The organism is Prosthecobacter sp. (assembly GCF_044226605.1).
GTDB lineage: Bacteria > Verrucomicrobiota > Verrucomicrobiia > Verrucomicrobiales > Verrucomicrobiaceae > Prosthecobacter.
This window is the reverse complement of sequence record NZ_JBGAGS010000008.1, coordinates 288,437-301,182: the sequence shown is the minus strand read 5'-3', so window position 1 is coordinate 301,182 and position 12,746 is coordinate 288,437. Positions and strand designations below refer to the sequence as shown.

The 12,746-nt window shown below is 60.7% G+C and carries 10 protein-coding genes; 2 read left to right on the top strand and 8 right to left on the bottom strand.

The genetic code is table 11. The features are described 5' to 3' along the window. Positions 1-20 precede the first annotated feature (20 nt). Entirely contained in the window at positions 21-1,046 is a 1,026-nt protein-coding gene (locus ACILSO_RS13210) for an ROK family protein (protein WP_395737888.1), read from the bottom strand. A gap of 73 nt (positions 1,047-1,119) precedes the next feature. Beyond that, positions 1,120-2,370, bottom strand: a complete 1,251-nt coding sequence (locus tag ACILSO_RS13205; RefSeq protein ID WP_395737887.1) for an acetylxylan esterase — start codon at positions 2,368-2,370, stop codon at positions 1,120-1,122. A gap of 80 nt (positions 2,371-2,450) precedes the next feature. Between ACILSO_RS13205 and ACILSO_RS13200 the strand changes: the two genes are divergently transcribed. After that, on the top strand, positions 2,451-3,848 hold the full coding sequence (locus ACILSO_RS13200) for a lysostaphin resistance A-like protein (protein ID WP_395737886.1): 1,398 nt from the start codon (positions 2,451-2,453) through the stop codon (positions 3,846-3,848). Between the two features lie 482 nt (positions 3,849-4,330). Here ACILSO_RS13200 and ACILSO_RS13195 read toward each other — a convergent pair whose 3' ends face one another. From ACILSO_RS13195 to ACILSO_RS13185, 3 genes are all read right to left on the bottom strand, one after another. Then, positions 4,331-5,968, bottom strand: a complete 1,638-nt coding sequence (locus ACILSO_RS13195; RefSeq protein ID WP_395737885.1) for an ammonium transporter — start codon at positions 5,966-5,968, stop codon at positions 4,331-4,333. A 189-nt stretch (positions 5,969-6,157) separates the two neighbouring features. Next, positions 6,158-6,685, bottom strand: coding sequence for a hypothetical protein (locus ACILSO_RS13190; protein ID WP_395737884.1), 528 nt, complete (start codon positions 6,683-6,685; stop codon positions 6,158-6,160). Positions 6,686-6,711: 26 nt separating this feature from the next. Next, on the bottom strand, positions 6,712-7,179 hold the full coding sequence (locus tag ACILSO_RS13185; RefSeq protein WP_395737883.1) for a plastocyanin/azurin family copper-binding protein: 468 nt from the start codon (positions 7,177-7,179) through the stop codon (positions 6,712-6,714). A gap of 152 nt (positions 7,180-7,331) precedes the next feature. Between ACILSO_RS13185 and ACILSO_RS13180 the strand changes: the two genes are divergently transcribed. Continuing rightward, positions 7,332-8,690: a DUF1552 domain-containing protein gene (locus tag ACILSO_RS13180; RefSeq protein ID WP_395737882.1), complete on the top strand. Its 1,359-nt coding sequence runs from the start codon at positions 7,332-7,334 to the stop codon at positions 8,688-8,690. Positions 8,691-8,732: 42 nt separating this feature from the next. Here the strand turns inward: ACILSO_RS13180 and ACILSO_RS13175 are convergent, their stop codons facing one another. The 3 genes from ACILSO_RS13175 to ACILSO_RS13165 all read right to left on the bottom strand — a co-directional run bounded on the left by ACILSO_RS13175 (position 8,733) and on the right by ACILSO_RS13165 (position 12,678). Further along, entirely contained in the window at positions 8,733-10,256 is a 1,524-nt protein-coding gene (locus ACILSO_RS13175) for a hypothetical protein (protein ID WP_395737881.1), read from the bottom strand. 737 nt (positions 10,257-10,993) lie between these two features. Further along, positions 10,994-12,169: a hypothetical protein gene (locus ACILSO_RS13170; RefSeq protein WP_395737880.1), complete on the bottom strand. Its 1,176-nt coding sequence runs from the start codon at positions 12,167-12,169 to the stop codon at positions 10,994-10,996. Beyond that, the gene (locus tag ACILSO_RS13165; RefSeq protein WP_395737879.1) at positions 12,166-12,678 is read right to left on the bottom strand and encodes a hypothetical protein; all 513 of its coding nucleotides are present in this window, start codon (positions 12,676-12,678) and stop codon (positions 12,166-12,168) included. The genes ACILSO_RS13170 and ACILSO_RS13165 overlap by 4 nt, the downstream gene beginning before the upstream one ends. Positions 12,679-12,746: the final 68 nt, after the last annotated feature.

Here is a 12,746-nt window from a genome sequence, read left to right as displayed (position 1 = left end):
GGGAGGACATGCAGGATGGGTCATTTCGTTGCGCTCCGCAGCCACGCCACTGCTCCGGCAGCCACGGCCTGGCCGCCGAGCTTGGCCAGCGAGTATCGGATGCCCCGGGTAAGCTCGGGTATGGCATAGCGTTCCACCTCCTCCTTGAGCAGGTTCAAGTAGAGGTCGGGAAGTTCTTCGACCAGCCCGCCGCCGAGTGTGATGCGGTCCGGAGCCAGCAGATTGACGACGGTGGCCACTCCCATGCCAAGATACCGGATGGAGTTGCGGAACATGATCATGGCGGCGTCCTCACCGCTGCGGAAGGCATTGGCCAGCGCCTTGCTGCGGATGTTTCGCAGAGAACCTTCCGTTTTTTTGTCGAGCTCTGGCAGCTGACCTCGATAACACGCCAGTCCCGCCTGGGACGCGAGCGCCAGCCGGCTGGTGAGATCTTCCAGGATCACGCTGCCAAACACCGGGCTGCCAATGTGCGTTCCCGGCAGCAGCAGATTGCCCAGTTCCATGGCGGAAATGGCGCGGCCCATGACAAGCTGGCCGTTGTAGACAAAGCCTGCGCCCACTCCCGTTCCAGGAAACACTCCCAGCAGCGATCTCGCGCCTTTTCCCGCACCCAGCACGTACTCGCCGTACGTTCCCGCATCCACGTCATTCAGCACCATGATGGGGCATTTGAACTGGTTTTGCAGCAGCTTGCGCAGCGCCATGTTCGTCCAGCCCAGGTTCGGGGCAAAAATGAGGATGCCTTTGTCAGGATTCACCAGGCCGGGGCAGCCAATGCCGATGCCCTGAATCCCCTTGGGGTCCACGCCGGCTTCTTCGATCGCCTCCTGGATGGCTTTGATGATCTTGCTCCGGCCTTTGGCAGCGCCATCGGAGCCATTGGTCGATTTACGCGCGGAGCCGAGCACGTTGTAATTCGCGTCCAGCACCGAGGCCAGCATCTTCGTGCCCCCCAGGTCGAAGCCTATCCAAAAGGGCACGTTGCGGAGTTTTTTGGCGGGCTTCTTGGCAGCAGGTTTGGTTTTCGCTTTTTTTGCGGGCATGGCGTGAGAAGATCTCCCGCAAGACACACGGGCTTTCGTATGCGGGCAAGTGACAATGTGAATTGCTGCCTTCTTACTTGGCCCAATGCCGTGCGGCAAAGTTCAGGTACTGCGTCCAGTCAAAATCCGTTACGTCATGCTTCCCGGTGCGGTTGTGGTAGCCGATGAAATTCCCCACGGGCTGGTCGATTGCAGGCGGTTCTTCCACGCCAACACCCTTTTTGCCAAACAGCGCATACACCGGGCTCGCATATTTGCCGGAGAGGAACTCGCCTTTTTGATCGGCCCAGTGGTCTTCCGCCGCGCTGGCGATGTAGGCGGGGCGTGGCGCCATCAGGGCAATGAGCATGTGCGCATCCACCGGGCACGCGGCGGCCTTGCCTGCATAGCTCGCGTATTTTGGAGTGAACCAATGCGGAAAGGCTTTGGTGATGATAGCGGTGGTCTCACCAAAGTCGCGCCGCATCAGCGCTGCGCCGCCTTCGCCGGAGTCATTGGAAATGACAATGCCAAAGCGTGCGTCCTGCGCTCCGGCCCAGAGAGACGTCTTTCCCAGGCGTGAATGCCCGATGACGGCGAGGTGTTTGCCGTCTACCTGCGCATCCGTTTGCAGATAGTCGGCGATGCGACTGAGTCCCCAGGACCATGCGCCGATGGCTCCCCACTCGCCGTCTTTCCAGACGGTGCTCGCACCTTCCGGACTCACGGCGGCGCGCAGGCCCTCCTTCCAGCCGTCGGCGCGGTCTGGTTCAATGTCGCCATAGTAGGCCGTGGCCACGGCAAACCCGCGTTTGAGGATCATTTCCAGCGGCCAGCGGCTGCTCTCCGTGCCACGCGTCGCCTCAGTGGCATGGTGATCGACGACGCCCTTCTCCTTGCTCTCGCGCATCCAGCGGGTGCTCAGCGGCACATCGGCTTCCGTGCTGACGGCATGATTCCCGCCAAAGCTCAGGCCCACAAAGCAGGCCGCGTTCTTGGTGGCGTTCGGTGTGTAGAGCATGACATCCATGCCGGGCCACGCCGGGCGGCTCGGCACCGAGATGTGGATGAATTTTCGCGTGGCAAGGCCGCCGAGCGCGTCCTTCTTCGTCGCCGTCACTTCAAACTTGGCTGCACCCACGTCCGTGGGCGTCCTGCCATAGACGTTTTCTTCGAAGAGTTTGAAAATTTCCGGGCGGCGTTTGTTCGTCCAGTCTTCCGCAGTGGTCAGCTTCAGATCGGGCAGCGGGTCATTGCCGACCTTGGTTTCGTCGTAGTTCACGCCCGGGCGGGGAGTTTGAGCCAGGGCGGAGGCCGCAAAAAGGAGAAAGAGGGAGGTACGCATGGTGGGTGCTGAATGAACGCGGCTGCGGAGCAGAATTGTGCGTGCCTTTGCGGGCAAGGGGATGTTTGATCCCTGCAATCATGAATGACGCCGCCGTTCCTCCGCCACTGCCCTCCTCCCACCCTGCGCCGCCGCGTTTTTCGCGCCTGGGGGCTGCTTTGGCGCTGTGCGTGATCGCTGCATGCGTGGCCTACGCGGCCACCATGCACTCGACCCATCGCGAGGCAGACGAAACCGGCGTGCACCCCAACCGCACCATGGAACTGATGGCACGTTACGTCGTGGGAGTGAAAGAGACGATGACGACCACAGCCCTCTTCGGCGGAGGCCAGGCGGGACTCGAAGGGTTTCCGGTGAACTTTGACGAGATGCTGGTGCAGAACCTCTCCCAGGTTTCTCGCAGTCAGGCGGACAAGCTGCGGCTGCTGATCGCAAAAAGCTGGCTGAGCGGTTCCTGGCCTGCTGTTTCAGAGCTTGAGACTGTGGCCGCTCAAAATGAAGGCCTCCAGGCCGATGTGAAGTCGCTGCAGCAAATGCGCGCGAACCATGGCGCTGTGAACGAGGATGACATGAAGAAATTGCGCGCCCGGCACGGCTGGTTCGCTGACCTGGCCCGTGCGCGGGCTCTGCCAAAAAGTGACGCTGCAAGGCAGGCGGTGGTGCAGCAGAGCACGCAGACGGCCGTGGTTTTGATCTGCTTCAGCATGCTGGGGCTGCTGCTGGCCGTGGGCGGCCTGGTGGCTTTGATTCTGGGCATTGTGCAGTGGCGCAGCGGGAACCTGAAACTGACTCTGGCACTGCGCAGTCGCAGCCAGGCGGGCGTTTTGCTGGAGGGCTTTGCCATCTATCTGGCGCTGTTCATGTTTGTGCCCAGGCTGCTGCGTCACATGTCCGTGCTCCTGCCTCCCTGGGCGGCCTACGGGCCTGCGCTGCTGATCTTGATCCTTGGCATGCTGTGGCCGCTGCTGCGGGGCATTCCGCGTGCGGACTGGCGTCAGGCCCTGGGCCTGCATCGGGGGAAGGGCCTGCTGCGGGAAGTGCGGGCGGGCCTTCTGGGCTGGGTGGCCTCTCTGCCTTTGATGGTCGCGGGCATGATCGCCTCCTCCTGGATCATGAGGCTCACAGGCGATGTGCCCACGCATCCCATCGTCGATTATTTTGCAGGCGGCGGCTGGGAAAAGTTGGGCGCCTTCCTCCTCGCCGTGGTGTGGGCGCCAGTCTCGGAGGAGATCATGTTTCGCGGCCTGTTGTTCCCTGGTTTGTCCGCGTGGCTGCGCTGGCTCGCTGGCATGCTGGTCGGGGCGTTTGTCTTCGCGGCCATTCATCCGCAGGGCTGGGCGGGAGTGCCTCCCATCATGGCGTTGGCAGGGGGCTTTTCCCTCCTTCGCATGTGGCGGCAGAGCCTCATCGCGCCCATGACCGCGCACGCGCTGAACAACGGCATCATGTGCTTGGTGATGATGTTTCTGTGGCGGTAGGATGAAGCCGTCAAAGGCTTGATCACCGGTCAGAATGGCATTTCCATGGATGTGCCTCCCTGCTCGCTGGCTTGTGCACCGGGCAGGGAATAGCACCTGGGGTGAAGCGGCGCAGCATGAACCTGCGGGGCTGGCAAACTGCCATCGCTTCCCGGAAGACGGACGCTGCAAGGAGTCGTTAAAACGGGTCTGCGTCAATGCAGCGGATTGCTGCTTCCATGAGGCTCGAGGCTCGGCGTTGTCCCGCCGGGGCATTCTCTCCCTCGTGTTCACCTTATGTTTCCAGCAGCGTCTTCCACCTGTGCGTCACGCATTGGCTCCGCATTCAAACAGCAGGCCGCCTCCTCCACGCACCCTCCGCCGCTGTCTGGCCAATCCACCTGGCTCTTTCACCGGAAGTCCCCAAATCCGGGCACAAAAAAGCCGGGCTGATTGCTCAGCCCGGCCTTGGAGTTTGCAGGGGGTTTTAGACCCTGATGTGATTAGTGTTCGTAGCCTGCTTCACCGTGGTCGGTGAGGTCAAGACCGATGGACTCTTCTTCCGGTGTCGGACGGAGACCCACGAGAATCTTCACCACCAAGGTGATCACCACCGTGGCCACGATGGAAAGGGCGATCGTGATGCCGCAAGCTTTGAGCTGGGCAGCGAGAATGCCACCCTGGCCACCAGCGTCTGCGACGAGCTTGGCAAGGCCGTTGTCCTTGGCGAAAAGGTTCACGTCGGTAAGGTTGCCGTTCACGGAGCTGTTGCAGTAGATGCCGGTCACGATGGCACCGAGGGTGCCGCCGATGCCGTGCACGCCGAAGGTGTCCAGCGCGTCGTCATACTTCAGCAGAGGCTTGAGGACCATCACGCCGAGGTAGGGAACGATGCCTGCGAGAACGCCGATGATCATGGCGCCCTTCGCAGTGACGAAACCAGCGGCAGGAGTGATGACGACCAGACCGGCCACAGCGCCCGAGCAGAAGCCAAGGATGGATGGCTTGCCTTTGTGGATCTTTTCCACAACTGCCCACACGAAGCTGGCGGTGGCGGCAGCGAGGGTGGTGGTCATGAAAGCCGAAGCGGCGATCCCGTCAGCAGCAAGGGCGGAACCGGCGTTGAAGCCATACCAGCCGACCCAGAGCATTCCCGTGCCCACCATGCAAAGCACCATGCTGTGCGGAGCCATCTTTTCTTTGCCAAAACCGGAGCGCTTGCCCAGGAGAATGCAGAGCACCAGAGCAGACCAGCCCGAGGACATGTGCACCACCGTGCCGCCAGCGAAGTCGATGGCAGGGATCTTGGCGCCGCCGTTCCAGACACCGTTCATGTAACCGTCAAAGCCCCACACCATGTGAGCCAGCGGGAAGTAAACGATGAACATCCACAGGGTGATGAACAGCATGATCGCGGAGAACTTCATGCGCTCGGCGATGGCGCCCACGATAAGGCCGGGGGTGATGATGGCGAACATCAGCTGATACATGCTGAACACCGCGAAGGAAGGCCAGGCGGTGTAGTTGGTGTTTGGCGCGCCGCCGACACCTTCCAGGAAGAAATACTTGAAGCTGCCGAGGTAGGGAGCCCATGTCGGGGCAACCCAGTCTTTTGCGCCTTCAGGAGCAACGTGCTCACCAAAGATCAGCGAGAAGCCGACGAAGTACCACAGGATCGTCACCAAGCCCGCGCAGCCAAGGCACTGGGCCAGGACGGAAAGGACGTTCTTGGAGCGCACCAGACCGCCGTAAAACAGGGCAAGGCCGGGAAGAGTCATGAACAGCACCAGCGCGGCGCAAATCATGAGGAAGGCGTTATGACCGGGACCCGCGAGGCCCTTCAACGATCCTGCGGGCGCCAGATTGTTAAAGTATTGCTTCATATCAGCAACATCCGCTGCCACAGCATCGAGCGACGGGGCTGCGGCGGCCGGAGCAGCGGCAGGTTCCGGAGCGGGCGTCGGAGCAGGGGCCGGAGCCGGGGCAGGCGCAGCAGCCGGGGCCGGAGCGGGAGCAGCGGCAGGTGCTGGTTCTGCAGTCTGGCCTCGGGCGCTGCCGGGGTTGATTGCGATGGTGGTGAGGGCAACTACCGCAGCAATTGCCATGCTGCGCCAGGTTCGTGTGTGGTTGAGTTTCAGCATAAGTCAGGGTGTGGAATTTAACTCCGATCCAACCATAAGCACGCCGCGTGCCAAGTCTGCTTTTGAATTTCTAGACGCCTCTTTTTGAAGCCACTCAAGCCCCCAGCATCGATCTGTTCTGGTTTATACAAAAAAAGCGGGTGGAGAACCACCCGCTTCGCATTTGGCCAGATTATTCTCCCACCCTGCCTATTTGGCAAAAGCGCTCAAAACGATCTTTCTGAAGTCGGCATCCAGTTTGGCAACCGCCTCTTTGGGGCCCGTGAGCTTCACGAAGATGTTCGACTCTCCAGCAGGCACAATGGCCGCCATGAGGGTGTAATTCTCACGTGGTGTCTTGGCTCCCATTGGAGGGCCGTCGTTGTAAGTCCCGGTGGCGGTCACCAGTGTGATCTTGGTGCCGCCAGCGTCGAGTTCTTCACGCTTGGACTCAGGCGTGCCGTTGAACTGACCCAGCCAGCGCTTCACGTTCGCTTCAGTGTCACCGCCGCCACCTGCGCCGGGAAAGCTGTAAAACACGGTTTCCACCGGCTTTTCAGCACCTTCCACTTTCGCAGCCAGAGTTCCGGCACGGAACATGCCGGTGCTTTGAACTTCGGCCCAGGGAGAAGCGAACTTGAAGGTGAGACCGTTGACGGTGAGCTTGCCTTCCTCGCCACGAACGACGGAGGTCAGTGAGATCAGGGCGATGAACGTGGGGATGAGAAGGTATTTCATGAGGTGGGTGGGATGAGTTGGGATGATTACTTGGTCACGTGCATGATGCCCTTCATCAGAATCCAGTGGCCTGGGAAGGTGCACATGTAGGGGTAGTCACCGGCTTCGGCGGGAGCGGTGAACTCAATGGTCTCCGTCTGGTTTGGCATCACCAGCTTGGTGTTGGCGATGATGTCAGGCTTGGCTGCGTCCGGAATGTAGCTCTTGGCCATGCCCTGAGGATCTGCCAGCATGGCGTTGGCAAGCTGGCCCACGGCTTCCAGCTTCCCGGGCTTCAGCAGAAGGAAATTGTGCGGCTGCGGGGCGATGCTGCCTGTGTTGCTCAGCGTCAGCTTCACCTTCTGTCCTGCCTTCACGCTCAGTTCTGTCTTGTCATATCCCAGGGGATTCTTGGCGTCGGGCTTGAGTTCGATGGTGGCGACGCTGGCGTCCTGGGCAAAGCCGGAGAGAGCCAAAGTTGCGAGGGTGGTGAGAACAAGGCGGGTATGCTTCATGTGTGTGATAAGGGTTTTTTGACGGGGAGTCATAATCGGGCCGCTTCCCCCCGGAATTTCAACTACTTTCGTGGCACCCGGTTCTGGAACGGGGCGGCCTGGCACGAAAGTTTCTCCTCGCCCACGGCGTAGTCCTCCCGTATTCCCATTGTATGAACGAGTTTCGCGAAACCTCCCTCGCCGCCCATTCTCTCAGCCGCCGCCACGTCCTGCGTGGGCTGGGCTCCCTCATTTCCCTGCCTTTCCTTGAATCGTTCGGCGTGCGTGCCTTTGCAGCGACGAAGCCCGCACCCAAGCCCATGCGTGCTGCATGGATGTACATTCCCAACGGCGTGAACGTGAACGAGTGGATGTCCACCGGCGAAGGCACCGGTTATCAGCTGTCCAATTCATTGAAGCAGATCGAAAAACACCGCGATGACTTCATGGTGGTCTCGGGCCTGAGGCAGGATTTCGCGTACAGTCATGGCAATGGCGGCGGTGACCATGCCCGTGCCACGGCCACCTTCCTGACCGGCTGCATGCCCAAGAAAACGGCAGGCGCGGACATTCACCTGGGCATTTCCGTGGATCAGATCGCCGCGCAGAAGATTGGCCATCTGACACGGCTGCCCTCCCTGGAGCTGAGCACCGACGGCCAGCGCAGCTCGGGCAAGTGTGACTCCGGCTACTCCTGCGCCTACCAGTTTAATCTGGCCTGGAAAAACGAAACCATGCCCATGGCTCCCGAAATGGATCCGCGCCTGGTCTTCGAGCGCATGTTTGGCATCGGCGCCACGGCGGGCAAAGGGCCGGAGGCAGCCCGCGCCAAGCGCATGCAGAAAAGCATTCTCGACACCGTGCTGGACGAGGCGAAAAGCCTGCAGGGCAAGGTGAACTCGGGTGATCGCCGCAAGCTGGACGAATACTTCTCCTCCGTGCGGGACATCGAACTGCGCATCGAGCGCGCTGAAAAGTTTGCGGCGCAGATTCCGGATGTGAAAATTCCGGACGGCATCCCGGATTCCTACGAGGAGCATATCCGCACCATGTTTGACCTCATGGTGCTCGCCTTCCAGACGGACACGACCCGTCTCTCAACCTTCATGCTCGCCCACGACGGCAGCAACCGCAGCTTCCCTGAGCTCGGCGTGCCGGATGCCCACCATTCTCTCTCCCATCACCAAAACGACCCGCAGAAGCTGGAGAAAATCGCGAAGATTGACCAGTTCTACCTGCGTCAGTTCGGTTACTTCCTGGACAAGATGAAGTCGGTCAAAGAAGGGGACAGCACCCTTCTGGACAATTCGATGATCGTCTTCGGCGGCGGCATTGGCGATGGCAACCGCCACAACCATGACAACCTGCCGATCCTCCTGGCAGGACGTGCGGGCGGTACCTTGACTCCTGGCAAGCGCGTCGTGCTGCCTGGAGAGACCCCCATGACCAATCTCTATCTCTCCATGCTGGATCGTCTCGGCGTTCCTGCGGAGAAGGTGGGAGACAGCACCGGCAAGCTCGAAGTCAGCTAGCCGGGTTCGTTTCGCCCCAGCCTGGCACAGCCGCGTTGTTTCTCAGCGGCCTGCGGGCAGCGGGCGCTTGATGGTGGTCGGCAGATCCGGCGTGGATTTGCGGATGCCAGGAGGCGGCATGCTGTTGCTAGGCTTGCTGCCGGACTTGGCACTCACACCATTCTTGGAGATGCCCGGGGGCATTGCATCTGCCGCAGAGGTGTTCTGGGCCGTGGAGAGCGGCTTTGCCTTGGGAGTCGTCGTTGGCAGAGAATACCAGTGCATCTGCGGAACGGAGCTGAGTTCCACCCACTGCTGGGAGCCGAGCTTCTTCCACTGCAGGCCCACCACCGCCCACACATGCGTCTCCCAGGGCAGCTGCACGCGCAGCTTTTCCGCAAGCTCGGAATTTTTATCCAGGAAAGCGCATTCCTGGAAGGAATTTGGCGGGGCTGGGCTCACCCGGAACACGTCTTTGTGCTCAAGGTTCGGCACATCATCCTTGAAGTAATGATGCCGGATGATGCCGACGTGGAAGAAGCACGGTTCGCCTTCCTGGTAGTTCTTGAAAAACTTCTCCAGCAGGCGGTCTTTGAACTCCACAAAGGCCACCCAGTCCACCTTGAAGCCATCGTCCTTTTCCTCCAGCATGACTGGCACGGAAAACTCCCAGGCTTTGTTTTCCAGGCTGAAGATGCAGTGTTTGCCGGAGCCAAGTTCGGGATTGGGGTCCATGCGCACAAACTGGATGCGATCCACGGCAATAGGGCCGTCCGGGGAAAGCCCGTAGTAGCGTTCCATCAGCGGTTTCATGACGTCTGCTCCCAGAGTGTAAGGCAGGCGCTCCGCGAGAGACTTGGCAAGCAGGAACTTCTTGAGTGCCTCGACTGCGGGCCGGGCGCCCGAGGGCATTTCATCCTCTTCAGGCACGAGCGGCTGATTGAGGCCTGCAGGCGCAGCAGTCGGACCGCCGGCAGATTCCGCAGCCATCGGTGCTTTGGCAGGCACTTCGAGGAGATTGCCCGCAGTAGGAGCCGCAGGCGGTAGAGGTGTGGTCGCAGCCCCGTTGGTGGCTGCGGGTGGGGAGGAAAGACTTGCAAGGCCTGTAGAGCCCGAGTCAGCTGCTGCCGGGGGCTTCGCTTTTGGGGCGACCGTTTCCTGTGGATCAAAACCAACTGCAACGGGGCCTTGCTTGGGTTCGGCAACCATGCCCGCAGGCTTTTCAGTGTTCGGCTCAGTCCCGGGCACGGAGGGTGCCGAAGGTCCCTGCCCAGAGACAAGTCCTGCCGGCGGCTTCCCTCCTGGCTCTTCTTTGGAAATCTCCTCAGCAGCCTCATGTCCTGCCAGGCTGGGGAAGATGCCCGGCAGATAGTCTTTCAAGAGGAAGCCCACCAGTCCCAGGAAGCCGATCAGGAAGATCGCGGCGAAGGCCAGCCTGATAAAATTTGTCCCGCGTGGTGCGCGCAGGCTGGCAATGCTCCTGCCTCCCGGCGTCGCTCCGACATGGGAAGACGAGCCAAGGTCCTGGCCACGTGCAGTTCCCAAGCTCAGGGAAGGCGTGCCGCCGCCCTGCAGCGGCTGAGTCATGGCCGGAATAGGGGAGGGAGACACTTCTCTTCCGAGCAGCGAGGTTCCCGGAAGCGAGTTAGGCATGCCCATCATGCCACCGCCGGCATTTCCACCGGGCATCAGGTTTGGCAGGGTGGGGCCTCCCGGAATGAGGCGAGACTGATTGGGCATCCCAGATCCAGAAAAACCTGCCTGCGGGTCCGCTCCACCCAAGGAAGGCATTCCTGCAGGAGAAGACGGTCCGGAAGCCCAGGGCATCTGGCCGCTCGTCCCCCCGAGCGTGGAGGTAAGTGGTGGCTGCCCTGGGGCGCGCTTCGGCGGCAGGCCTGTGAGGCCGGTACTCTGCTGCAGCACCGGGTTCGGCTGGGGTGCTGGCTGCTGTGGCATCTGCATTCCGCCAGCTCCTGGGAACTCACCCATCATTGGAGAGGGGGGGGCAGGGGGCCATGACGGGGCCGGTGCCTGAGCAACCTGCGGCGCAGGGGGCCATTGCGGCTGCGGAGCCGGGGCGGCCATCGGCGCTGGGGTAGGGGAGGTAACTGTCTGCCCGCAACTGGGGCACGGACCGGTGACACCTGCCATTTGTGCAGGCACCGTCAGTGTCGTGCGGCAGAAACCGCATTGGAACTGGATCGTGTCCGGGTTCATTTCATCAAACAATTATGGACAATTTTATTAATTATCATTCAAGGAATGGTTTTGACAAATTGAAGTTGCAAAAGTCTCCCTATTCCCTTGCGTTTTTTCGCTCAAAATCAGCCATATCGGATCATTCCACCCCCACCGCCGGTAAAAGCTCCCCCCAATCGCGGGATCGTTTCGGGCTCAGGCAGCATCCAGACCCGCCCCTGCTTCCGCAGTCTCAAGGAGTGGCGCAGCCGACGGAAGACCATGCCAGCCACCCAGAGCGCCAGCAAAGTGGCCGCGGTCCAGATGACCCCTGAAACGGCAAAAGTGCCGCTGCGGGCGACCGGCGCTTTCGCCATGGGATTGAATTCGTCAAGAGGCTCGCCCTTGCCCCCTTCGTGGGAATTTTCCGGCCCAAGCGCCTTTTGCAGCCAGAAAAGGCGTGTGGAAAGCTGAACCGTGTAGCTCCGCAGCTGGTCATGCGCATTGCTGCTCTGGAGCGCCTCCCGCAGGCAGGCCTGGATGGTGTCACTCAAAAAACCGGTGGAAATCTGGTTGTGGATGGAACGGCTCACAAAGAGTCTCGTCCGCCAGGGCTCACCCAGCGGGTACACCGCGAGGCAGGCATCCGTCTGCATCAGGCTTCCAGAGGCTATTTTCTCCAGTTGCGCATTGTCAGGCAGCGTCTGGTCATGTCCCAGGATCAGCACGAACAGCTTGATGCGTGCGTCGTGCGCATGAAACTCCAGCAGCCGCATCATGTCATGATTCTGGATTTCCGGGATGAGCTGGTTCGGGTCGATGAGGTATTCCTTTGCCAGACTCTGGTAACAGGCGGCTAAAAACTCAGACGACACCTCCCGCAGCGAAGCCACGGGCGTGGGCAGCTGCACATTGCTGGGTTCAGGATGCACCGGTTGTCCTAGAATGGACTCCGGCAGAAACAGCCGCATGTCCTCCGCCCTCAGCCGCGCAGAAAGCTCCCCTTCCTGGCCATTGAAAAAATGGTCCAGGCGCGGGCTGCTTGGCAGAGGGGTGCGGATGAGTTCGTTAATATCGGCGGTGCTGCCGCCGTTGGCAGGGAGCAGTACCCCGGGACTGTTGATCTGAGGCAGGCTTTCACGAAATGTCTTAAGCTCCTGCTCTGTCCAGCGAGGCAGGGGCAGCCCAGACTCACCCGCTTTCTCCGCCGCCTGTGGCACCTCGGCAGGGCTGGCGGCACACAACAGCAGGCAGAGGATCATCATCCCGGCCGGACCAACGCGGTGACCACCTCTCGCCTGGCTGGAAGACGCTGTGCTCATGTTTTCGCCGAATAGGGTTCGGTGAGGGGGCGTGAAGCCGGGCGGTGGCCGCCCCGCAGAGGCTGCAGTCCCATGTCAGGGACGCTCTCGGCCGTGGCGGTGGTTTCGGGCTTCCACTGTTTGCTTCGCGCGTGCTTTTTCAAAACCTCTCCCGCACGTTTGCATGTGGCCTGGATGGCCATGCCAAAAGCTCCTTTGCGCAGGTGGCCGCCGATGGTTTGCATCATTGGCTGCAGGACTTTCGGCGGGAAGCAATGTTCGATCGCATATCCCAAAGAGATGCAGGCCGTTTTCGCGGCGGGGTCCACCACCAGAATCATTCCGTAGTCATTTCGTCGGCTTACAGAGTGGGTGTTGAAGGCTCCTTGGTTCAGCAACCAAAAACCAAGTTCCGCAACGCTCAAGTTATTGGGGAGTACGCCTAGGTAAACGGCAAAAAACGCTTGGGGTAAGCTGCGCTCGAAATCGTCCAAAACGATTTCGACCAGGCGAGTGTCTTCCAGCCTCAAACAATGCGCTACGTCAGTGATCCTTTCTAATCTAACCCACTGATTTCCAAGGATATGATGCAGCAAAG

Excerpts from the sequence above, each read along its gene's own strand:
- ACILSO_RS13210 (WP_395737888.1), bottom strand. The coding sequence starts at position 1,046 with ATGCCCGCAAAAAAAGCGAAAACCAAACCTGCTGCCAAGAAGCCCGCC.
- ACILSO_RS13205 (WP_395737887.1), bottom strand. The coding sequence starts at position 2,370 with ATGCGTACCTCCCTCTTTCTCCTTTTTGCGGCCTCCGCCCTGGCTCAA.
- ACILSO_RS13200 (WP_395737886.1), top strand. The coding sequence starts at position 2,451 with ATGAATGACGCCGCCGTTCCTCCGCCACTGCCCTCCTCCCACCCTGCG.
- ACILSO_RS13195 (WP_395737885.1), bottom strand. The coding sequence starts at position 5,968 with ATGCTGAAACTCAACCACACACGAACCTGGCGCAGCATGGCAATTGCT.
- ACILSO_RS13190 (WP_395737884.1), bottom strand. The coding sequence starts at position 6,685 with ATGAAATACCTTCTCATCCCCACGTTCATCGCCCTGATCTCACTGACC.
- ACILSO_RS13185 (WP_395737883.1), bottom strand. The coding sequence starts at position 7,179 with ATGAAGCATACCCGCCTTGTTCTCACCACCCTCGCAACTTTGGCTCTC.
- ACILSO_RS13180 (WP_395737882.1), top strand. The coding sequence starts at position 7,332 with ATGAACGAGTTTCGCGAAACCTCCCTCGCCGCCCATTCTCTCAGCCGC.
- ACILSO_RS13175 (WP_395737881.1), bottom strand. The coding sequence starts at position 10,256 with ATGACTCAGCCGCTGCAGGGCGGCGGCACGCCTTCCCTGAGCTTGGGA.
- ACILSO_RS13170 (WP_395737880.1), bottom strand. The coding sequence starts at position 12,169 with ATGAGCACAGCGTCTTCCAGCCAGGCGAGAGGTGGTCACCGCGTTGGT.